Here is a 21,915-nt window from a genome sequence, read left to right on the forward strand (position 1 = left end):
CCTATCGGCATGGCCGGTGCTGCACGAAGGTCAAATCCAATAACAAAATGAGGTTGTATTGCTATGCCAGTCGGCAACCACTCTGCCCATGGCCAGGCCAATGAAGGCGGCCCGCTCAAGCGTGAACTGGGCGAACGGCACATCCGCCTGATGGCGCTGGGCGCCTGTATCGGCGTCGGTCTTTTCCTCGGTTCGGCCAAAGCCATCGAAATGGCCGGCCCTGCTATCATGCTGTCCTACATCATCGGTGGCCTGGCCATCCTGGTGATCATGCGCGCCCTTGGCGAAATGGCCGTGCATAACCCGGTCGCCGGGTCGTTCAGCCGCTACGCCCAAGACTACCTCGGCCCGCTTGCGGGCTTTCTCACCGGCTGGAACTACTGGTTCCTGTGGCTGGTGACCTGCGTTGCCGAAATCACCGCAGTGGCCATCTACATGGGCATCTGGTTCCCCGACGTACCGCGCTGGATCTGGGCCCTGGCGGCCTTGGGCAGCATGGGCGCGGTCAACCTGGTGGCGGTTAAGGCCTTTGGCGAATTCGAGTTCTGGTTCGCCCTGATCAAGATCGTCACCATCATCGCCATGGTCCTTGGCGGCATCGGCGTCATTGCCTTCGGCTTCGGCAATGACGGTGTGGCGTTGGGTATCTCCAATCTGTGGAGCAACGGCGGTTTCATGCCCAATGGCGTGACCGGCGTGCTGATGTCGCTGCAGATGGTGATGTTCGCCTACCTGGGTGTGGAAATGATCGGCCTCACCGCCGGCGAAGCACGCAACCCGCAAAAGACCATCCCGCAGGCCATTGGCTCGGTGTTCTGGCGCATCTTGTTGTTCTACGTCGGCGCGTTGTTCGTGATCCTGTCGATCTACCCGTGGAACGAAATCGGCAGCCAGGGCAGCCCGTTCGTCATGACCTTCGAGCGCCTTGGCATCAAGACCGCCGCCGGCATCATCAACTTCGTGGTCATCACCGCGGCGCTGTCGTCGTGCAACGGCGGCATCTTCAGCACCGGGCGCATGCTCTACAGCCTGGCGCAGAACGGCCAGGCCCCGGCGGCCTTCGCCCGCACCTCGAAAAACGGCGTACCGCGCAATGCGCTGCTGCTGTCGATTGGCGCGCTGCTGCTGGGCGTGCTGGCCAACTACCTGGTGCCGGAAAAGGTGTTTGTGTGGGTCACGTCGATTGCCACCTTCGGTGCGATCTGGACCTGGGTGATGATCCTGCTGGCGCAGCTCAAGTTCCGTGCCGGCCTGACTACCGCCGAGCGCAAGGCGCTGAAGTACCGCATGTGGCTGTGGCCGCTGAGCTCATACCTGGCGCTGGGTTTCCTGGTGCTGGTGGTTGGCTTGATGGCGTACTTCGAGGATACCCGTGTGGCCCTGTACATCGGCCCGGCGTTCCTGGTGCTGCTGACGGTGCTGTACTACGCGTTCCGTCTGGCGCCGAAAGACGTGCAAGGTGTAGCCAGTACTGCTTCCTGATCTGAAACCTCTGGGGCCGCTTTGCGGCCCCAGGGCTCTATCAGGCCGCCACTTCGCTGTGCGGCTCAAAGCTGTCGGCCCGGGCGAGCTGCCACATGCGCGAATAGAATTGCCCATCCACCTCGCCGGTCAGCAACTCCCCCGGCTTCAAGAACACATGCATCTGCGAGAACAGCTTGATCTCGGTGGCCGAGACGCGCCGCACCAGGTGCTTGGCCTCCAGCTGCGCAGGGTGCTCCAGGCCCGCCGCCGCCAGCATTTCGGCCAGGGCACGCAAGGTGTTGTGGTGAAAGTTCAGCACCCGTTGGGCCTTGTCCGGCACCACCAGGGCGCGCTGGCGCAGCGGGTCTTGCGTGGCCACGCCGGTCGGGCACTTGTTGGTGTGGCAGCTCTGCGACTGGATGCAGCCAATGGCGAACATGAAGCCGCGCGCCGAGTTGGCCCAGTCGGCACCGATGGCCAGCACGCTGGCGATGTCGAAGGCGCTGACGATCTTGCCGCTGGCCCCTAGCTTGATCTTGTCACGCAGGTTCAGGCCAACCAGCGTGTTGTGCACAAACAGCAGGCCTTCGCGCAGCGGTACGCCGATATGGTCGGTGAACTCCACCGGTGCGGCGCCGGTACCGCCTTCCTTGCCATCGACGACGATGAAGTCGGGCAGGATGCCGGTTTCCAGCATGGCCTTGGCGATGCCCATGAACTCCCACGGGTGGCCCAGGCAGAATTTGAAGCCGACCGGTTTGCCGCCGGACAGCTCACGCAGCTGGGCAATGAACTGCATCATCTCGATCGGCGTGGAGAAAGCGCTGTGGCGCGACGGCGAAATGCAGTCTTCGCCCATCAGCACGCCGCGGGTCTCGGCGATTTCCTGGGTGACCTTGTGTTTGGGCAGGATGCCGCCGTGCCCGGGCTTGGCGCCCTGGCTCATCTTGATTTCGATCATGCGCACCTGTGGGCTGCGCGCCTGGGCGGCGAAACGTTCGGGGTCGAAGCGCCCGTCCGCCGTGCGGCAACCGAAGTAGCCGCTGCCCAGCTCCCAGACCAGGTCGCCACCATGCTCGCGGTGATAGGGGCTGATGCTGCCTTCGCCGGTGTCATGGTGGAAGTTGCCCAGCTTGGCGCCCTGGTTGAGGGCGCGGATGGCATTGGCGCTGAGCGAGCCGAAGCTCATGGCCGAAATGTTGAAGATCGAGGCCGAGTACGGCTGGCTGCACTGCGGCCCGCCGACAATGACGCGGAAGCTGGCCGGGTCGGCCAGCGGCGCCGGGCGCATGGAATGGCCGATGAACTCGAAGCCGGACTCGTACACGTCGATCAGGGTGCCGAACGGTTTGTCCGAGGCTTCGTTCTTCGCCCGGGCATACACCAGCGAACGCTGGGCGCGGGAGAATGGCAGGGCGTCGCTGTCGGACTCCAGCAGGTACTGGCGGATTTCCGGGCGAATGGCCTCGACCAGATAGCGGATGTTGCCCAGGATCGGGTAGTTGCGACGTACGGCATGGCGTTGCTGCAGCAGGTCGAACAGGCCGATCAGGCTGAGGATGCCCGTGGTCAGGGTGAACGGCCACAGCCATTCGTGGTGGATGAAGGGCAGGCTCGCCAAGGTGAACAGCACACAGGCTGCGAAGAAGGCATAGCGACTGAGTAGTGACAGGCTCATACAGGGTCCTTGCGATGGCGCGGTCAGGCTCAGGGCCTGGGGGCAAACCCCGACCATAGCCAAGTTGCAGGGCCCTGCAAATTAAAATCGGGGTAGCGAAAATCATTCTCGAATCGGGCAAGACCTGCGCCGTGGCACTTATCCTGTAGGAGCAGCCTTGTGCTGCGAAGAGGCCATTGCAGCCAAAGACAATCTTCCGCCTTACCGGCCTCTTCGCAGCACAAGGCTGCTCCTACAGGTTTATGCGGTAGCCTGAGTGATGGTGCTGCTTTTCAGAGCGTGTTGCGCAGTAGCTTCCGGTGCCAGATTTCCTGCTCTTGTGCGGGCGCCTCGACCAGATACGTGTAACGCCCGGCCACCCGTACCGCCACCGGTACCCCGTCGCGATACAACAAGCGGTTACCACCCACCGCCGGCACTTTCGCCCCGGGCAGCAACGAGCCGATCAGGTTCAGCGGGTCACTGGCACTCACTACCAGCAACGTCCCGTCCGGGTCGCGGCGGCGCACCTGCCGCAGCAACCCCACCGCCTCCGGCAAGGCGAACTGTTCACCCGCCAGCCCGGCAATGAAGCGCCCGCCACGGATCTCGCCACGCGCCTCCAGCCGGTGATAGCAGCGCAGCAGTTCACGCCAGGGCGGCAGCACATCACTCTCGCGCTCAAGCAGCCGCCAGCAGATCACCCCATAGCGGCGCAGCAGGGTGCGAGCAACGTCCTCCAGGCGCTGGTCGTGATCCGGCGGCGTATCGCTGCGGCGCAGCAGTGCCCAGCGCCCGGCATGCGCCATGCTGCTGGAAAGCGGCGGGTGACCTCGGCGGCTATTACGTGAACTGCGCTTGGCCGCAGGCGTGATCAGGCTGCGCAAGCCGGTGAAACTGTCAGCGCCGACCAGGCCCGAGCCCACCAGTTCCTGCAGCGCGGTTTCCAGTTCGGTGGGCAGCAGGTGCGCCTCCTGCGCCAGTTCATCGAAGAACAGCGCCCCCTGGGTTTTCAGCGCTTCGTACACACGTTGCGCACGCAGGCCAAGGGCATCCACCGTTGGTGCGGGCGCCAGGCTGCGCCATGTGTTCAGCTGGTCGCGCGGCAGCAGCACCACTGGGGTACTCGATAGGGTGCTGCTCGCCACCGTTGCCGCCAGCCGGCTCCAGGCGAACTGGCCGCTGCGGCAGGCATCGTCCAGCCAGTGCGGGCTGTAGTCTTTGATGCGCGAAGGCAGCAGTTCCGCCTCCCACGCACCGGCGGCGCTGGGGAACCCCTGCAACTGGCCCAGTACTTCGGCCACCGCCTGCGGGCCACGCAGATGCTCGTCGGGCGCCAGGTGCTGCCAGTCGAACAGAAAGCGCATGAAGTCCTGCAGGCTGACCGGTTCGATCTCGCGGCGCAGGCGCTTGACCGTGTAGCGGTGAATGCGCGCCAGCAAATGGCGTTCGCACCATTGCAGGTCGGTGGCACCAGGGCTGAAATGCCCGCGCAGCACATAGCCTTCGGCTTCCAGGCGGGCCAGCGCCTGTTCGATTGCTTGCAACGGCTTGCCAAGCGGTGCCGCAATCTGTGTCGCGGTCCTGGGGCCATGGCCACTCAGGCGGGCACGTAACAGTTCACCCAGGGCAAGGTCCGGGTCGATGGCCTGATCAAACCCTGGCAACACCTGCAACGCAGGCTCCAGTAGAGCATCCGAATACAGCACCCTCAGCAGGCCCAGTCGCTCACGCGCCAACCACAGTTTTTCGTCCGCCAGGCGCAAGGCCCGCCCGTTCTTGGCCAGTTGCCTGAGCAGCAGGTCCCAGCTGGCATTGCCTTGCACTTCAGCTTGGCTGATCGCGCCCAGGCCCATCAGCGCTTCGTGCATTTCGTCGGCATTGCCCGGTTGCGGCCAGGCCTCGGCCGCGACGGCGGCAATGGCATCAGCGTCCAGGGCGCCCAGGTCGTCGCCACTGCGCACTTCGCTCCAGCGTCGGTTGAGCACAGCCTGGGTGCGCCGTTCTTCCAGCGGGGCATCGTCCAGAAAAGCGTACGGCCTGGCGTTGAGAATGGCCGACGCCAGTGGCGAAGGGGCGGGCAGGTCGCGGCACAGCAGGCGTACCGCCCCGCTTTCCATGCGTCGCAACAGGGCCAGCCAACCTTCGCTGTCCATCGCCTCGTGCAGGCAGTCGTCGAGTGTTTGTTCGACCAACGGGTGATCGGGTATCTGCCGTTCGCCGGCAATGTTCTCCAGGCAGGCGATCTGGTCTGGGAACACGGCGGCCACCAGGTCTTCGCTCTTCATGCGCTGGATCTGCGGCGCTACCTTGCGCCCGCCCACGAAGCGTGGCAGCGCCATGGCCACGCCAGCGTTCCAGCGCCAGCGCACGCCAAACAGCGGTGCATCCAGCAGGGCCTGGACGAGGATCGGCTCGGCGCTGCGGCTGTTCAGGTAACGCCACACCTCGTCCAGCTCGAAGCTGTGGCTGGTCGACAGTGAAAGTACGATGGCATCTTCGCTGGCGGCAGCCTGCAGCTCGAAGTTGAAGGTGCGGCAGAAGCGCTTGCGCAAGGCAAGGCCCCACGCGCGGTTGATGCGGCTGCCGTAGGGTGAATGGATGATCAGCTGGGTCCCGCCCGACTCATCGAAAAAGCGCTCCATCACCAGCGTGTCCTGCGAAGGCAGGGCGCCAAGCACCTCGCGGGTGCGGGCCAGATAGTCGAGCAACTGGCTGGCGCTGTCTTCGCCCAGTTCAAAGGTAGCCTGCACCCAGGCGAGTACCTTCAGCCTGTCGCCGTCAGCCTGATCCAGTTGCTGGTCGATTCTCGCCTGCAGCCGGGCTACGGCGGCAGACAGCTCGTCACTGCGCCCCGGCGCTTCACCCAGCCAGAACGGAATGGTCGGCGGCAGGCCATGGGCATCTTCCACCCGTACGCGGCCCGGCTCGACGCGCAGGATGCGATAAGAGGCGTTGCCCAGCTGGAAGATATCGCCGGCAATGCTCTCCACGGCAAAGTCTTCATTGACGCTGCCGATGTTCAGCGCCTGCGGTTCCAGCAGCACGGTGTAGTCGGCGTTGTCAGGGATGGTGCCGCCGCTGGTCAGCGCCGTCAGTTGGCTGCCGCGACGGCCGCGCAGCGTGCCGCTGACCGCATCGCGGTGCAAATAGGCGCTGCGGATGCCCTGGCGGCCGTTATAGCCCTCGGCGAGCATGGTGAGCAGCGCCTGGTAGTGGCGCTGGTCGAGCTCGGCATAGGGGGTGGCCTGGCGCAGGCAGTCGAACAGGGCTTGTTCGTGCCAGTCCTGGTTGCTGGCTTCGGCGACAATCTGCTGGGCCAGTACGTCCAGCGGTGCCCGGGGTATGTGCAACTCGTCCAGTTCGCCTTGGCGCACGCAGTCCAGCAGGGCCACGCATTCGATCAGGTCATCGCGTGAGGTGGGGAACAGGCGCCCCTTAGGCACACCGTCAACCTGGTGGCCGGCGCGGCCAACCCGTTGCAGGAAGGCGGCAATCGAACCCGGCGAGGCGATTTGGCACACCAGGTCGATATCGCCAATATCAATGCCCAGCTCCAGCGAAGCGGTGGCTACCAGCACCTGCAAATGGCCGCTCTTGAGCCGCTGTTCTGCGTTCAGGCGCAACTCCTTGGACAGGCTGCCATGGTGCGCGGCTACCGCCTCCTTGCCCAGCCGGTCGCTGAGGTGACGGGTGATGCGCTCGGCAAGGCGCCGGGTGTTGACGAATACCAGCGTGGTGCGGTGTTCGCGCGCCAGGGTCGCCAAGCGGTCGTAGACCAGGCCCCAGACATCGTTGGCCATCACCGCGCCCAGTGGCACCGGCGGCACTTCGATGGCCAGATCGCGCTGGCGCGCATGGCCTACATCGACGATGGCGCAGGGGCGCCCGCTGCCGGCCAGAAACTCTGCCACCCGCTCGACCGGGCGTTGTGTGGCGGACAGCCCGATGCGCCGCAGTGGCCGTTTGCACAAGGCTTGCAGGCGTTCCAACGTCAGCGCCAGATGGGCGCCCCGCTTGTTGCCGGCCAGGGCGTGGATTTCGTCGACGATTACCGTATGCACGTTACCCAGGCCTTCACGGCCTGAAGCAGAGCCCATCAACACGTACAGCGATTCGGGGGTTGTCACCAGAATGTGCGGGGCCAGCTTGCGCATGGCGGCACGTTCCTTTTGAGGCGTGTCGCCCGTGCGTACGGCCGTGGTGATGCGTGGGGCTTTCAGGCCTTGGTCTGCGAGGGCCTGGCTGATGCCTTCGAGCGGGGCTTGCAGGTTGAGGCGGATGTCGTTGGACAAGGCCTTCAGCGGCGAAACGTAGATCACCTGGGTTTGCGCGGGCAGTTCGCCTTGGTGCTCCAGGCCTTCACGGAACAGTTCGTCGAGCACCGCCAGGAAAGCACTGAGGGTTTTGCCCGAGCCAGTCGGCGCGGCGAGCAGCATCGACTGGCCGGCGTGGATCAGCGGCCAGGCTTGTGCCTGGGCTTCAGTGACCGTGGCGAAATGGCGACGGAACCAGGTGCGCACGGCAGGATGGAACAGCTCGAGCACCGGGTGGTGTTTGGCGGGCAGGTTCATGTGTTGGTTATGGAGGGTATGCGGCGGGTTGGCAAGAGGCCGTTCGTCGCGGATGCTATGTTGCCTGCGCCGGCGATAGAGCCGGCGCAGGCGATATCTTCTTTGATTTATTAAGTGAGCTGATTCATGCCGAACATAATCCGCATCGCCGCCGCCCTGCTGATCGACCCTCAGGGCCGAACCCTGCTGGTGCGCAAGCGCGGCACCGGCGCTTTCATGCAGCCAGGCGGCAAGATCGATGCCGGTGAAACGCCGGTGCAGGCACTGGTGCGCGAGTTGCACGAGGAGCTGGGCTTGCACATCGACCCGGCCCAGGCCGTGCACCTGGGCCAGTTCAGTGCCCCAGCCGCCAACGAGCCAGGCTTCGAAGTGCAGGCCGAGCTGTTCCGTGTCGACAGCGCCGCAGCCGTGGTCCCGGCTGCGGAGATCGAAGAGGTTGTCTGGCTGGCCGCTGACCAGGCGCCCGTCATGCAACTGGCGCCGCTGACCCGCGACCTGATCCTGCCGCTGTACCGCCAGGCACTCAACGCACCGCGCTGACCCCATCGAGGGTGGCGAACGAGGTGTCTTTGGCGGTCAGCAAAAAGTCGCGCATGTAAGGCGCATCGAGCATGTCGGTGCGCACGGCGGCATAAAGGGTGGCGAACAGGCCTTTCTCACCCAGGCGTTTGCCCTTCACATAGCCGCGCGAGCTGTACTCGTGCAGTGCCCAGTGCGGCATGCCGCATACCCCACGGCCGCTGGCTACCAGCTGCATCATCATTACCGTCAGCTCCGAGGTGCGTACGGCGGCCGGCTCAATGTCGGCCGGCTCCAGGAAGCGGGTGAAGATGTCCAGGCGGTCGCGCTCCACCGGGTAGGTGATCAGCGTCTGGTCAAGCAAGTCTTGTGGCACGATGTAGGGCTTGCTGGCCAGCGCATGCTGGTTGGCCACTGCCAGCATTGCCTCGTAGGTGAACAGCGGCACGTACGTGATGCCTGTCAGGTCCACCGGGTCGGAGGTCACCACCAGGTCCAGGTCACCGCGGGCCAGTGCTGGCAGGGGGGCGAAGGCAAAGCCGGAGGCCAGGTCCAGCTCAACTTCCGGCCAGGCATCGCGGAACTGGTCGATGGTCGGCATCAGCCACTGGAAGCAGCTGTGGCATTCGATGGCCATGTGCAGGCGCCCGGCAGTGCCACCGGCCAGGCGTGCGATGTCACGCTCGGCGCCGCGCAGCAGTGGCAGGGTGGCATCGGCCAGTTGCAGCAGGCGCAGCCCGGCGCTGGTGAAGCGGATCGGCTTGGTCTTGCGCACGAAAATGGGCAGGCCCAAGCGCTCTTCCAGCTCCTTGAACTGGTGCGACAGCGCCGACTGGGTCAGGTGCAGGCGTTCGGCGGCCTCCACCAGGCTGTCGGCTTCGCGCAGGGCATGAAGGGTTTTCAGGTGACGGATCTCCAGCACTGCTGACTCCGGGGTGTAGGTTTGAAGAAACAGGGAATGAGTTGAGTTTCTCTCATGTTGGCGCGGCTGTCGACTGGGCGTTCGGCCGCACCGCCTGGCGGGAGTCATGAAACTGTCACCGAACTGTGGCAGCGCGCCCGAACAGAATTCATCAGACTCGCGCTCTACTGGGGATCTGCATTCTGGTGTTTCTTCCATGCGGGCTTTTTGGCTTTTTCTTTTCTTGATATTCAGCGTACCTGCGAGTTTCGCCGAACAGCGTTGTGACGCCCAGGTACCGGTGCAGCGTGCCGAACTGGGTGCGGTCAGCCTGGTGTACCAGAGCGTTGGGGCGCCTGGTGACCCGGCCTTGCTGCTGGTCATGGGCCTGGGCGGGCAACTGATCCATTGGCCGGACGATGTGGTCGAGGCCTTGTGCCGCCAGGGCTTTCGGGTGATCCGTTATGACAACCGCGATGTTGGCCTGTCGCGCTGGAACCAGATGCCTCCGTCGGCCAACCTGACGGTCGAGCTGTTACGTTATAAGCTGGGCCTGCCGGTGGCGGCGCCCTATACGCTGACGGACATGGCCGATGATGGCTTGCGCCTGATGGACGCGCTGGGCGTGCGCCAGTTTCATGTACTGGGCGTGAGCATGGGCGGCATGATCGCCCAGCATCTGGCGGCCGTGGCACCCGAGCGCGTGCGCAGCCTGACCTTGGTCATGTCCAGTTCAGGGGCGGCTGGGCTGCCGGCGCCGGATCCGGCATTGGTGCAGTTGCTGGCCCGGCGCAGCGCGCCCAACCGCGAAGTGGCCATCGAGCAGCAGGCCGACCTGCTGGCGGCCCTTGGCAGCCCCGAGGTGCGGGACGACCGCGCTGTGTTGCTGCACCTGGCGGCAGTCGCCTATGACCGGGCGTTCAACCCCGACGGGGCCAAGCGCCAGATCATGGCGATACTGGCCGAACCGAGCCGTGTCGAGCTTTTGAATCAGCTTCGTGTGCCGACCCTGGTGGTGCATGGCACGGCCGACCCGTTGTTGCCGGTTATGCACGGTGTGCACCTGGCGGCGCACATTCAAGGCAGCCAGCTGCGGCTGATACCGGGGCTGGCGCACCGCTTTCAGGAGCCGTTCAAGGCGCCGCTGCTGGGGGCCGTATTGCCTTATTTGCAGGCGCATAGGCAAGAGGTCAAGCACATCGCAGGGCTGTGACTCCGCGCTGGCTTCTTCGCGGGCAAGCCCGCGAAGAAGCCAGCGCGAATTTTGATCAGTGCATCCGCACCCACAAGGTCACCAGCACGGTCGCGGCTATCAGCCACGCTACTGTGGCCAGCGCCAACGACGCCTCCAGGCGCAGGCGGTCGACCAGCACGTACAGGGTCGCCAGGTACACGAAATACGGAATGATCGACCACATGCCGAACAGGATGGTGGTCTTCAGGTCGGCAATGCTGCGCCCCTTGCCAACGATGTAGTGGGCAATCAGGGCAAAGGTGGGAAACAGCGGCACCAGCCCGGCGATGTAGTAGTTGCGCGTCTTCGACAGCACCGCCAGCAGCAGCACCACGCCAGCGCCCAAGGCAGCTTTGAATACCAGATCCACGTTGTCTTTCCAGTTCAGGTTGAGGTCAGCCGAGGCCGTACTTTTTCACTTTGTCGAACAGCGTGGTCTTGGCCATGCCCAGCTCCTGGCTGGCCTGGCTCAGGTTGCCCCCCGTGCGTTGCAGGGCATCGCCGAGCAGGTTGCGTTCGAATGCTTCCACCGCTTCGGCAAAGCCCAGGCCCTGGCTGGCGCCGCCGCTGGGGCCTTTCTTGAAGGCTGGCAGGCCAAGGGCATGGCGTTCAGCCACGTTGCGCAACTCGCGCACATTGCCCGGCCAGTCGTGGGCCATCAGGCGTGAGAGGATCTGGCTGTCCAGCGCCGGTGCTTCACGGTCGAAGCGCAGTGCGGACTGCTGGAGGAAGTGCTCGAACAGCTGCGTGATGTCTTCGCGGCGCTCGCGCAGGGGTGGCAGCTCGAGGGTCACCACGTTCAGGCGGTAGTACAGGTCGCTGCGGAACTGGCCGCTCTGGCCCATGCTGTCGAGGTCGGCCTTGGTCGCGGCGATTACCCGGCAGTCCACCGGGATGCTTTGGTTCGAACCTAGCCGCTCCAGCGTGCGTTCCTGCAGTACGCGCAGCAGCTTGATCTGCAGGTTGATCGGCATGCTCTCCACTTCATCGAGGAACAGCGTGCCACCATTGGCGTGTTCGATCTTGCCGATACGGCGTTTGCCGGCGCCGGTGAAGGCGTTGGCCTCGTGGCCGAAAATTTCGCTTTCGAACAGGTTCTCCGGCAGGCCGCCACAGTTCAGCGCCACAAAGGGCTGGCCCTGGCGTCGGCTGAAATCGTGCAGGCAGCGGGCGACCAGTTCCTTGCCGGTGCCGGTCTCGCCTTCGATCAGCACGTTGGCCGACGTATCGGCGACGTTGGCAATCAGTTCGCGCAAGTGTTCCATGGCCGACGAACGACCGATGATGCGCCCCTCCAGGCTGCTCTGCTCGGCCAGTTGGCGGCGCAGGGCCACCACTTCGCGCGACAGCCCGCGATGTTCGAGGGCGCGGCGCACCACGTCGACCAGGCGCTCGGGGGAGAACGGTTTTTCCATGAAGTCGTAGGCACCATTACGCATGGCGCCGACCGCCATGTCGATATCACCGTGGCCGGTGATCAACACCACCGGCAGGCTGCGGTCACGGGCCTTCAGGCGGTTGAGCAGCTCCAGGCCATCGATGCCCGGCAGGCGGATATCGCTGACGACGATGCCGGCGAAATCGTCGCCGATGCGTTCCAGCGCTTGTTCGGCGCTGCCCACGCCTTCACAGGCGATATCCTCCAGGGCCAGGGCCTGCTGGCAGCCGAGCAGCACATGCGGGTCGTCTTCGACGATCAGGACGGTAAGAGGCGCTTGGTTCATGGGTGCTCTGCCGATTCGCTAGGGGGGGAGACCAGGGGCAGGGCCAGGACGAAGGCCGTGCCGCCGGTGACGGGGTGCTCGACGTTGAGGCTGCCCTTGGCGGCGGCGGCAAGGCTCGCCGACAGGGTCAGGCCCAGGCCCAGGCCATGTTCGCCCGGTTTGGTGGTGAAGAACGGTTCGAACAGGTGCTTGCGCGCCTCGGCGTCGATGCCGTGGCCATTGTCGCGCACCTGCAGGCGGTACTTGTCGCCTTGCAGCTCGCCTTCCAGCCACAGCTCGGGCAACGGTTGCGCGGCCATGGCATCGAGGGCGTTGCCGATCAGGTTGAGCAGGATCTGCTCCAGGCGGGTTTGGTCGATGGCCAGTTGCTGGTCCTCGAACTGGTGGTGCAACTGCAAATGGCAGGCGCTGATGCGGTTGGCCAGCACCTGCAAGGTGGCTTCAACTGCCTTGGCCAGCGAGGCCTGGCCGCTGTCTTCACCACGCCGGGCGAACGAGCGCAGGCTGGCGGTGATACGCCCCATGCGGTCGATCAGGTCGTTCATGGTGCGCAGGTTGGTGCTGGCGGTTTCCAGTGCCCCGCGTTCGAGGAAGCGCACGGTGTTGCCAGACAACGTGCGCAGCGCGGCCAGCGGCTGGTTCAGCTCATGGGCAATGCTGGTGGACATCTGCCCGATGGCGGCCAGCTTGCCAGCCTGCACCAGCTCATCCTGGGCGTGGCGCAAGGTCTGCTCGGCATGCCGGCGCTCGCGAATCTGGCCTTTCAGGCGTTCGTTGCTGGCGCGCAGGTCCGCCGTGCGTTCGGCAATGCGCCGTTCCAGCTGGCTGTTGGCTTCCTCAAGGGCCTCGCGGGCCGCCAAGCGAGTGGCGATGACCTTGCGTCGCTCGTTCCAGGCAATGCCGAGTATTGCCAGCAAGGCAAATGCCACGCCCACCAGGATGCCCTGCACCATGGATTCGCGGCGCAGGTCCTGCAGCGGGGTCAGCAGGGTAAAGTGCCAAGGCGTGTCGGCCAGGCGCCGGGTCTGGGCCAGGTAGGCGACTTCGTGCGGCTTGCCCTGGGCAGTTTCGCTGTTTGCCGGGAAGGTCAGTTTTTCCACGCCATCGGCCAGGGTTTCCCGGGCCAGTGGCTGCAGTTCGTTGAGCGGCCACCAGTAGTATTGCAGGCTGCGCGCCAGGCGCTCCTTGATTTGCGGGGTCAGCGGGCGCACCGATTTCAGGCGCCGGGCCGGGTCACTTGAAAGGATGATGATGCCGTTTTCGTCGCTGACGAACGCCTCCAGGCGGGCACGCTGCCAGCGCTCTTCGAGGGTGTCCAGGCGCACCTTGATCACTGCCACGCCAATGATCTTGCCGTGCTCTTCAAGCCCATGGGCCAGGTAATAGCCGGCCTCGCCCGTGGTGCTGCCGATGCCGTAGAAACGCCCGGGCTCGCCGCGCACGGCGGTCTGGAAGTAGGCGCGGAACGACAGGTCTTCACCGAGGAACGAGTCGGCGTCGCGCCAGTTGCTGGTGGCCTGTACCCGGCCATTGGTATCGAGTACGAAAATGGCGCGGCTGCGGCTGCGCCTGTTCAGGCCCTCGAGGTATTCGTTGACCGCCTGGCGGGAGCCGCCGTCCGGGTCGGTGAGCAGGTGCGAGACGCTGTCCTCCAGCTCCAGCAGGCTCGGCAGGTAGGTGTATTTGCTGATTTCGCTTTCGACCGTGCGCGCATGCAGCTCCAGCTGGCGTTCGCCGTTTTCGCTGAGGGTGCGGATGCCGTTGCTCTCGCTGATCAGGTAGCCAGCCAGCCCTAAGCCGACCATCAGCAGGATGATCAGTGGCGGTAACAGCAATTGGCGGATCAGACGGGATTTCACGGCAGGCTTGGCAGGGCGAAGTAGCGAGGGGTCGCATTTCATCACAGTGGCCTTGTCACGACCAGCATCCGCTGCCCGGTGGGTCCCGTGGCAGCGGATGCTGTGGCCGGATCAGTGCTGCAGGATCTTGCTGAGGAAGTGCTGGGTACGCTGGTCGCGGGCAGTCTGATCGCCGAAGAACTCTTCCTTGGTGCAGTCTTCGATGATGCTGCCCTTGTCCATGAAGATGACCCGGTTGGCGACCTTGCGGGCAAAGCCCATTTCGTGGGTCACGCACATCATGGTCATGCCTTCGTGGGCCAGTTGCACCATTACGTCCAGCACCTCGCTGACCATTTCCGGGTCCAGTGCCGAGGTGGGTTCGTCGAACAGCATGACGATCGGGTCCATTGACAGCGCACGGGCGATGGCCACTCGCTGCTGCTGGCCGCCGGAAAGCTGGCCAGGGTGCTTGTGCGCATGCGCTGACAAGCCCACCCGCTCAAGCAGGGCGAGGCCCTTCTTGGTGGCTTCTTCCTTGCTCCGGCCCAGTACCTTGATCTGCGCGATGGTCAGGTTCTCGGTGATGGTCAGGTGCGGGAACAGTTCGAAGTGCTGGAACACCATGCCCACCCGCGAACGCAGCTTCGGCAGGTTGGTTTTCGGGTCGGAGATCGACGTGCCGTCGACCACGATGTCGCCCTTCTGGAACGGCTCCAGCGCGTTGACGCATTTGATCAGGGTGGACTTGCCCGAGCCCGACGGGCCGCAGACTACCACCACTTCACCTTTCTTGACCTCGGTGTTGCAATCGGTCAGTACCTGGAAGTCGCCGTACCACTTGTTGACGTTCTTGATGGAAATCATACGGTGATCCTTTTTTGCAGGCGCTTGACCAGCCACGAAGCGGAGAAGCTGATGATGAAGTAGACGACGCCGGCGAAGATCAGGAACTCATGGGAGCGCCCGATGATATCGCCGTTGGAACGTGCCGAGTTGAGGAAGTCCACCAGGCCCACGGTGTACACCAGCGAGGTGTCCTGGAAGAGGATGATGCTTTGCTGCAGCAGCAGCGGGGTCATCTTGCGGAAGGCCTGGGGCAGGATGATCAGGCGCATGGTTTGCGCGTAGTTCATGCCCAGCGCCTGCGCGGCGCCCATCTGGCCTTTGGAAATCGACTGCACGCCAGCACGCACGATTTCGCAGAAGTACGCGGCCTCGAACATCATGAAGGCCACCACGCAAGACGTGAACGCACCCACTGGCGTGTCTTCGCCGGTAATCCAGCGCAGCACGAACGGCACCGCCAGGTAGAACCAGGTAATTACAAGCAGCAGCGGGATCGAGCGGAAGTAGTTGACGTAGGCCCCTGCCACACGTGACAGCAGCTTGCTCGACGACAGGCGCATCAGGGCCAGGATGGTGCCCAGTGCAATACCACCGACAACGCCCATGACCATCAGCTGCAGGGTCATGACCATGCCTTCCCACAGGGCAGGCAGGGCCGGGATGATTTCGCTGAAATCCATGTCCATTTACTTGCCCCCCACGGAAATCAGGCCAGGCACGGCGACTTTCTTCTCGACCATGCGCATCAGCAGCATCAGGCCCATGTTCAGGGTGAAGTAGATCAGCGTGGCCAGGGTGAACGCCTCGAACAGGTTGGCGGAGAACTCGGCGGTCTGCTTGGTCTGCGCCAGCAGCTCCATCAGGCCGATCAGCGACGCCACCGAGGAGTTCTTGAAGACGTTGAGGAACTCGGAGGTGAGCGGCGGAATGATGATCCGGTAAGCCTGCGGCAGCAGCACGTTGTTATAGATTTGCGGGAGGCTGAACCCCATGGCACGGGCGGCGGCTTCCTGGCCTTTGGGCAGCGCCTGAATACCGGTACGCACCTGTTCGCAGACGCGGGCGGCGGTGAACAGGCCCAGGCAGACGACCACGCTGATCAGCGCCGAGGTGGTCGGGTTGAGGTCCTGCTTGAACCATTCCTGCAAGCCTTCCGGCAGCAGGTCCGGTACCAGGAAGTACCAGATGAACAGCTGCACCAGCAGTGGCACGTTGCGGAACAGTTCCACGTAGGCGGTAGCGATGCCCGATACCAGGCGGTTCGGCACGGTACGCATGACACCGAGGAGTGACCCCAGCAGCAGCGCAATGATCCAGGCGGTGATGGCGATGGCGATGGTCCAGCCCAGGCCGGTGATGTACCAGTCCAGATAGGTTTCGCTGCCCACGCCGGTGGACTTGAAGAACACGCCCCAGTCCCAGTTGTAATTCATCGGGATTTCCCCTCAGACGGTTGTTTCACGGGCACCTTCGAGCATCCGGGGGCGCTTGGCGCCCTCGGATGAAAGGTTAGACACTAATGAGTGGCCTGCAGAATTGATTCGTGCTGTTGAGCACCAGGCCACTATCTGAGGATCAGGACTTCTTCTCGTCCGCAGCCTTGTCGGTCGGCTCGGCGATCAGCTTTTTCAGCTCGTCGCTCATCGGGAACTGCAGGTTCAGGCCTTTTGGCGGGATCGGCTGATTGAACCACTTGTCGTAGCTCTTGTTGACCTCGCCCGACTTGAAGTAGCCCACGATGGCGTCATCGACCGCTTTCTTGAACGCAGCATCTTCCTTGCGCACCATGCAGCCGTAGATTTCGTACGATTGCGGGGTACCGGTGATGACCCAGTCGGATGGCTTGCGCGCCTTGGCCATTTCACCGGCCAGCAGCGCGTCGTCCATCATGAAGGCCACGGCGCGGCCGCTTTCGAGCATGTTGAAGGCTTCACCGTGGTCCTTGGCGGAAATCACGTTCATCTTCATCTGCTTGTCGGCGTTCATCGCCTTGAGGATGCGCTCGGAGGTGGTACCGGCGGTGGTCACCACGTTCTTGCCGGCCAGGTCCGGGAAGTCTTTGTATGCAGGCGCACCGTCCTTGACCTTGGTCAACAGGCGGGTGCCGACTTCGAAGATGCCGACCGAGAAACCGACTTGCTGCTGGCGCTCGACGTTGTTGGTGGTGGAACCGCACTCAAGGTCGACGGTGCCGTTCTGCACCAGCGGGATGCGGGTCTGGGAGGTGACCAGGTTGTAACGGACCTTGATGTCCGTACCCAGTTGCTTCTTCAGGGCGTCGACGACAGCCAGCTGGATGTCATGCGAGTAGCCCACGGGCTCGGGTTTGCCGGCCAGGTAGGAAAACGGGATGGAGGAGTCGCGGTGGCCCAGGGTGATGGTGCCCGATTCCTTGATCTTCTTCAGGGTGCCAGTCAGTTCTTCGGCCATGGCCGGCGAAGCGATCACAGCGGCCGCGATGGCGGCGCCCAGCAATTGACGAACGATACGCATCAAATTTTCCTCGACGTGTTTGTTTTTTTTATGGAGCCGTTGGCGGACTCTTTCGTTCAACGAATACAGCAAGAAGCGAGTGCATTCGGCTTCCAAGTGTAGAGCATGACTCGTGCCAAGCCATGCGTCGACCCTAAACCACCTGTATTGCTCGCGCTTGACAGACTAGAGCTCCCTGCAGAGTTCGTTTGACCGAATGAATTCATTTTTACCGTTCGGTTATCCGAACGTATGGTGCTGCGACACCTTCCATGAAAGTGCTTGCTGTAACTATGCATTGCCCGGTTCGGGCTCAGGCGTGGTGAGCTGTCCACTTTGCCTGGAGAGCTCCGCAGATGTCACCGCCCCAGCCCCCGCACGATTCCATCGATAGCCTGATTGCCCAAAACCTGCCCCGATGGCTCGTCGATCATGCGCAACCGGAAAGGCTCGATGCGTTACGTAGTGCTTTGCGCCGACAGGCGAACTGCGAGGCTCGGCTCGGCCCGATCCTTCAGGCCATCCCTTCACTGCAGGACTACGCAGCTGAATTGCTCACAACCAAACTGCGCAAGAGCGGCATCAGCAACCCGGATGTGACTGGTTGCAAGGTGCGGATCTCGCAGCGGTTATTGCTGCCCAGCGCTTCGCCTGTTCTGCTGCGGCCAACCTATGTTCGTCGCTCCGGGCGATCTTTGCTGGCGGCGGCGCTGCATAACTATCATCGCAAGGAGACGCGCCCCGGGCACATGCTCAAGGGTGAACTGGTCGATGGCGACGGCAAACGCCTGCCAATGAGCTTCCATGCGTTTGCCTCGGCGTGTCGTGAAATAGATGCCGGTGGCAAGTATCAGGCGTTGCTCACCCAGCACCTGCAGCCTGAGGATGGCCCCCAGGATGAGCCGGGCCAGGCCATCGCTCGCTTGCACGGGCAGTTCGAGGGGAGTTTCAGGGCCAATTTCGAGGTGGCGATGCGGGTTGCTGCGTTCAAAGGCGAAATTTACGAGCGCACGTATTGGTTGCTGTTGCCGCTTATCGCCGAAAAACCGGTGGTGCCTGTGCTGGTTGGCACTGTTGTACCCCGACAGTTGTACCTGCTGGGCCGCCCCATTCAAGGTGTACTGACGCTGGAAATGCGCCCTTCGGCGGATGGCGCAGTAGAGTCGGTGGTGCTTTGGATACCCGGTGACCCACTTGAGCCTGTCTCCCAACACGTCAGCTGGGACGCACTCGACACCTACCTCGGAAAACGTTTTCGCAAGCCGGCATATCGGCGCTTTTTCGCACGCTTCATTACCGAGCGAGAGCGGGTCAATTTCTATCGCGTATTGAACGAACGGGTCGCACAGGCGCATGCGGCCGGGGTTGAACTTGACGCTCGTTCTGCAACGATCACTGATGCGCCGTTCGCACACCTGCGCCGGCAATTCATCGCCAAGGTCAGGGACGACGCCAAAGTGCTCGCCGTGCCCACCGATGTCGAGGATGATGAAGACCGCGAAGCGCGCATGCGGGGCTACAAAGAACTGGGTATGGACTTGCTGAACGTGGCGGGGTTCTTCGTGCCAGTGCTGGGTGAAGTGTTGCTGGTGGCCAATGCGGTACAGCTGGCTGATGAAGTGTATGAAGGGTACCAGGATTGGCGCATCGGGGATCGCGAAGGGGCGTTGAACCACCTGTTCAACGTTGCCGAAAACGTTGTGGTAGGCGGGATGATCGCCGCCGGCAGCCACATTGCCCTGCGCGCCCTGGAGCGTGTGGCCTTCGTGGATGACTTGGCGCCGGTGCGCCACGCTGCTGGCAAGGTCAAGCTCATGGCCACGGATCTGTCAGGTTACGATGCCCAACCGTTGCGTGGCGTCGGCGCGCAGGAATGGCTCTGGCACCTTGATGAGGGGGGTTACAGGGTGATGGAGGATCCGCACGATGGCCGCTCCAGGATCCTGCACCCTCGCCGTCCCAGTGCCTACCGGCCGGTGATCGAACAGAACGGAGCCGGCGGCTGGCGTCATGAACTCGAAGCTCCCCAGAGCTGGGAAGGGCGGGCCAATCTGGTCCGCCGCTTGAGTACACCGCTGGCAGAGCTACCGGCGCAGGCTTGTGATTACCTGCTGCAGGTGACTGGGCTGAGTGAAGCACAGGTTCGCCGTTTGCATGTCGAACACACGGGCGCACCTGCACGGTTGCTCGATGCCCTGGAGCTTTATCAGGCACATGAGCGCCACCCGGACTTCAGCGCACCACAACTGGCGCAACACGTTGCTGCCCGGCAAGTACGGCCCAACGGCATCGAGCGGCTGTTGCAGCGTACTTTCCCAGGCCTGTCGGCACGCTGTACGCATGAGCTGCTGCAGCACTGCAGCGGGGCGCAGCTCGATACTCTCAGCGCCATGCAGCGGATTCCTTTGGCGGTGGCCGAGCGTGCACGGTGGTCACTGCGCGAGAGCCGTCTGGACAGGGCATGCGCTGGCTTGCGTCTGCCGCGTTGCGTCAATCCCGACACTGAACGCCTGGCCTTGGGCTTACTGAAGCGTCAAGTGAATTGGCCGGACGACTTACGCATCGAAGTGCGCGACGGTAGCCCGGGTGGGCGGTACTTGGCCGGCATGGGCGCCGAGGCTGCGCAGGACGTACGGTGTATCGTACGCCGCAGCGACGGCTACCACTATGCCGGCCAAAACACGACCGGTTCATATCTTGCGGCGTTGTTGGCTGCTCTGGATGAGACGCAGACAGCCGATCTTGGCGACGCAGCTGCCAGTCCTGACGCCTTGGGCACGTTGCTGATCGAGGCCGCTGCCAGCGACCGTACCCAGGCGGCCGAGCTCTGTGGCATGCCCCGGCTGGGCGTGGGCCTGCGCCCCCCGGGCCGTTTGGGGGATGGGCGTATCGGTTATGTCTTGAGTGGGCGAGGTGAAAGCAGCCGACGTGCCATTGGCCGGGGTATTCACCAAGTGTTTCCGACAATGACTGACGGGGAACTGCAAGCCTACCTGCTCGACCTCATGGAACGGCGGGTCGGGTTGTGGGAGCACTATGGCCAGCTCATGGATCAGCTCACGCGCCTGCGTGAAGGCCTGCGTCAGTGGCGTAGGGACGCCAGTAACCCGCTGGAGGCTCTACGCCGCCGCCGGGTCGCTACTGCCATAAGGCGCAGTTGGCGGCGCAAGATAACCGACGAGGCCGGGGACCACGCGCTGATCATCACCGGGGAGCGTATCGGTAGCCTGCCCCATTTACCGGAGGGGGTGAGCTTTGTTCATGTGCGACGGCTGATCCTCAGCGACCTGGGCCTTGGTGAAATCAATCAGGATTTTCTTCGGCGCTTTCCCAATCTGGTTGAGCTCGACCTGTCCGGCAATCGCTTGACTGCTGTTCCTCAGGGCATTGAACGGTTGTCCCATCTGCGCCATTTGAACCTGAGCCGCAACAGGCTGGTGATGGACGAGGCCGGTGAATTGCGTCTGGCCGGGAGTGCCGCCCTGCGGCACCTGGACCTGAGCCACAACCCGCTGGGAAGGGCGCCGGTCCTCACTCGCCTCGGCAATCTGCGTGAAGTCAACCTGCGCGCTGCGAGCCTGGAAGCGTTGCCTGAGCGGATTTCGTTTCGTGCCCACGTGGACTTGCGTAACAACAACATCCGCGCACTGCGCCAGGAGTTGCACCAGTTGCGCTTGCAGGTGAACCATTTGTCCTTGCATGACAATCCACTGAGCGAAGCTGACAGATTGCTGCTGGATGAGGCGCGCGGTGTGACGCCGGGAAGTTGGGGGTCAGCGTCCGCGCGCCACCGTGCAATCGACAGCGATCTCTTCGACAACTGGGCCAACCGTGCAGGCGACAGTGAACGTGATCGCCAGCAAGCAATATGGACAGCGCTGCGTGGGGAACCGGAGTCGGGAGGGTTGTTCCAGTTTTTGGCGGACTTCGCCATTACCGAGGACTTCGAACAGCACCCTGGGCATTATCGCAGCCGGATCTGGCGGATTCTGGAAGCATGCGAACAGCACGAACGGTTGCGCCAACAGTTGTTTCTCGAGGCCTCTGGCCCACGCAGCTGTATAGACCGGTTACTGATTTTGCTGGAGCAGATGGAGCTTGGCGTTCTGGTAGTGCGTGCCGTCGAAGATAGCCATGGCAACCAGATCGAAGCCCGTTTGCTGAACCTTGGGCGCGGGTTGTTTCGACTGGACGAGGTCGACCGCCTGGCGACGCTGCACGTGCAGCGCATGCGTGCCGAGCACGCCCCACTCATCGATGAGATCGAGACCAGGCTTTTCTATCGGCAGCGGCTGGCCCACCCGCTGGGCCTGCCCATCGAGATCGACGAAATGCATTTTCCCGGTTTTGCAAACATCAGCACCAGTGACCTGCTGCGAGCGCAGGACACGGTGTTGCAGAATGAAACGACCGATGCCTTGATTGCAGCGTTGGCGCAGCGGCCTTTCTGGGGGCGATACGCGCGGGAGTTTTATGCGCAGCGCTTTGAAGACTTGGTGCAACCACTGCACGAGCGCATGGAGGCCTTGCAGGCTCAGGTGGATGAACAAGTGATCAACGAAAGCGAATTCCTTCAGCGCTGTGAAGCGCTGAGGACTGATTACGATCGCAGCGAGCGGGCATTGCTGTTGCGGTTGGCGCGCGAAGCCCATGAGCGCTGGCCGGGTAAGCCCTCTTGACCCA

Annotated in this window: 14 protein-coding genes; 4 read left to right on the plus strand and 10 right to left on the minus strand. The window is 63.3% G+C overall.

The window, feature by feature from the left end; all coding sequences use genetic code 11:
- Positions 1–63: 63 nt before the first annotated feature.
- Positions 64–1,482, plus strand: coding sequence for an amino acid permease (locus SB756_RS13235; protein ID WP_016498193.1), 1,419 nt, complete (start codon positions 64–66; stop codon positions 1,480–1,482).
- Between the two features lie 40 nt (positions 1,483–1,522).
- Here the strand turns inward: SB756_RS13235 and SB756_RS13240 are convergent, their stop codons facing one another.
- Together SB756_RS13240 and SB756_RS13245 are read right to left on the minus strand one after the other, a co-directional pair.
- Complete coding sequence (locus SB756_RS13240) at positions 1,523–3,142, minus strand: FMN-binding glutamate synthase family protein (protein WP_410910941.1); 1,620 nt, start codon at positions 3,140–3,142, stop codon at positions 1,523–1,525.
- A 272-nt stretch (positions 3,143–3,414) separates the two neighbouring features.
- A complete protein-coding gene (locus tag SB756_RS13245) occupies positions 3,415–7,695 on the minus strand; it encodes a DEAD/DEAH box helicase (protein WP_410910942.1) in 4,281 nt (1,426 codons plus the stop codon).
- 126 nt (positions 7,696–7,821) lie between these two features.
- On the opposite strand from SB756_RS13245, the gene SB756_RS13250 reads away from it, so the two are divergent.
- A complete protein-coding gene (locus tag SB756_RS13250; RefSeq protein WP_049274817.1) occupies positions 7,822–8,235 on the plus strand; it encodes an NUDIX hydrolase in 414 nt (137 codons plus the stop codon).
- Here the strand turns inward: SB756_RS13250 and metR are convergent.
- Positions 8,219–9,136 carry a transcriptional regulator MetR gene (metR, locus tag SB756_RS13255; RefSeq protein WP_410910943.1) on the minus strand — a complete coding sequence of 306 codons (918 nt, stop codon included), beginning with the start codon at positions 9,134–9,136 and terminating at the stop codon, positions 8,219–8,221. The genes SB756_RS13250 and metR overlap by 17 nt on opposite strands.
- Before the next feature lie 196 nt (positions 9,137–9,332).
- Here metR and SB756_RS13260 point away from each other — a divergent pair, with 196 nt between their 5' ends.
- The gene (locus tag SB756_RS13260; RefSeq protein WP_410910944.1) at positions 9,333–10,328 is read left to right on the plus strand and encodes an alpha/beta fold hydrolase; all 996 of its coding nucleotides are present in this window, start codon (positions 9,333–9,335) and stop codon (positions 10,326–10,328) included.
- Between the two features lie 55 nt (positions 10,329–10,383).
- Here the strand turns inward: SB756_RS13260 and SB756_RS13265 are convergent, their stop codons facing one another.
- The 7 genes from SB756_RS13265 to SB756_RS13295 all read right to left on the minus strand — a co-directional run bounded on the left by SB756_RS13265 (position 10,384) and on the right by SB756_RS13295 (position 17,253).
- A complete protein-coding gene (locus tag SB756_RS13265; protein ID WP_410910945.1) occupies positions 10,384–10,719 on the minus strand; it encodes a GlpM family protein in 336 nt (111 codons plus the stop codon).
- 25 nt (positions 10,720–10,744) lie between these two features.
- Positions 10,745–12,073 carry a sigma-54-dependent transcriptional regulator gene (locus tag SB756_RS13270; RefSeq protein WP_016498199.1) on the minus strand — a complete coding sequence of 443 codons (1,329 nt, stop codon included), beginning with the start codon at positions 12,071–12,073 and terminating at the stop codon, positions 10,745–10,747.
- Positions 12,070–13,974, minus strand: a complete 1,905-nt coding sequence (locus SB756_RS13275) for an ATP-binding protein (protein WP_410910946.1) — start codon at positions 13,972–13,974, stop codon at positions 12,070–12,072. The genes SB756_RS13270 and SB756_RS13275 overlap by 4 nt, the downstream gene beginning before the upstream one ends.
- 69 nt (positions 13,975–14,043) lie before the next feature.
- Positions 14,044–14,778 (minus strand): amino acid ABC transporter ATP-binding protein, encoded by a 735-nt coding sequence (locus tag SB756_RS13280; RefSeq protein WP_410910947.1) that lies wholly within the window; start codon positions 14,776–14,778, stop codon positions 14,044–14,046.
- A complete protein-coding gene (locus SB756_RS13285; protein WP_016488795.1) occupies positions 14,775–15,446 on the minus strand; it encodes an amino acid ABC transporter permease in 672 nt (223 codons plus the stop codon). The genes SB756_RS13280 and SB756_RS13285 overlap by 4 nt, the downstream gene beginning before the upstream one ends.
- The gene (locus tag SB756_RS13290; RefSeq protein WP_016488794.1) at positions 15,447–16,193 is read right to left on the minus strand and encodes an amino acid ABC transporter permease; all 747 of its coding nucleotides are present in this window, start codon (positions 16,191–16,193) and stop codon (positions 15,447–15,449) included.
- 142 nt (positions 16,194–16,335) lie between these two features.
- Positions 16,336–17,253, minus strand: a complete 918-nt coding sequence (locus SB756_RS13295; protein WP_049276558.1) for a glutamate/aspartate ABC transporter substrate-binding protein — start codon at positions 17,251–17,253, stop codon at positions 16,336–16,338.
- A 335-nt stretch (positions 17,254–17,588) separates the two neighbouring features.
- On the opposite strand from SB756_RS13295, the gene SB756_RS13300 reads away from it, so the two are divergent.
- Entirely contained in the window at positions 17,589–21,911 is a 4,323-nt protein-coding gene (locus SB756_RS13300) for an NEL-type E3 ubiquitin ligase domain-containing protein (protein WP_410910948.1), read from the plus strand.
- Positions 21,912–21,915: the final 4 nt, after the last annotated feature.

The sequence above is a fragment of the Pseudomonas sp. SIMBA_068 genome (assembly GCF_046534705.1).
Classification (GTDB): Bacteria; Pseudomonadota; Gammaproteobacteria; order Pseudomonadales; family Pseudomonadaceae; genus Aquipseudomonas; species Aquipseudomonas putida.

Excerpts from the sequence above, each read along its gene's own strand:
- SB756_RS13260 (WP_410910944.1), top strand. The coding sequence starts at position 9,333 with ATGCGGGCTTTTTGGCTTTTTCTTTTCTTGATATTCAGCGTACCTGCG.
- SB756_RS13285 (WP_016488795.1), bottom strand. The coding sequence starts at position 15,446 with ATGGACATGGATTTCAGCGAAATCATCCCGGCCCTGCCTGCCCTGTGG.
- SB756_RS13245 (WP_410910942.1), bottom strand. The coding sequence starts at position 7,695 with ATGAACCTGCCCGCCAAACACCACCCGGTGCTCGAGCTGTTCCATCCT.
- SB756_RS13270 (WP_016498199.1), bottom strand. The coding sequence starts at position 12,073 with ATGAACCAAGCGCCTCTTACCGTCCTGATCGTCGAAGACGACCCGCAT.
- SB756_RS13240 (WP_410910941.1), bottom strand. The coding sequence starts at position 3,142 with ATGAGCCTGTCACTACTCAGTCGCTATGCCTTCTTCGCAGCCTGTGTG.
- SB756_RS13290 (WP_016488794.1), bottom strand. The coding sequence starts at position 16,193 with ATGAATTACAACTGGGACTGGGGCGTGTTCTTCAAGTCCACCGGCGTG.
- SB756_RS13235 (WP_016498193.1), top strand. The coding sequence starts at position 64 with ATGCCAGTCGGCAACCACTCTGCCCATGGCCAGGCCAATGAAGGCGGC.
- SB756_RS13275 (WP_410910946.1), bottom strand. The coding sequence starts at position 13,974 with ATGAAATGCGACCCCTCGCTACTTCGCCCTGCCAAGCCTGCCGTGAAA.
- SB756_RS13250 (WP_049274817.1), top strand. The coding sequence starts at position 7,822 with ATGCCGAACATAATCCGCATCGCCGCCGCCCTGCTGATCGACCCTCAG.
- SB756_RS13295 (WP_049276558.1), bottom strand. The coding sequence starts at position 17,253 with ATGCGTATCGTTCGTCAATTGCTGGGCGCCGCCATCGCGGCCGCTGTG.
- SB756_RS13300 (WP_410910948.1), top strand. The coding sequence starts at position 17,589 with ATGTCACCGCCCCAGCCCCCGCACGATTCCATCGATAGCCTGATTGCC.
- SB756_RS13280 (WP_410910947.1), bottom strand. The coding sequence starts at position 14,778 with ATGATTTCCATCAAGAACGTCAACAAGTGGTACGGCGACTTCCAGGTA.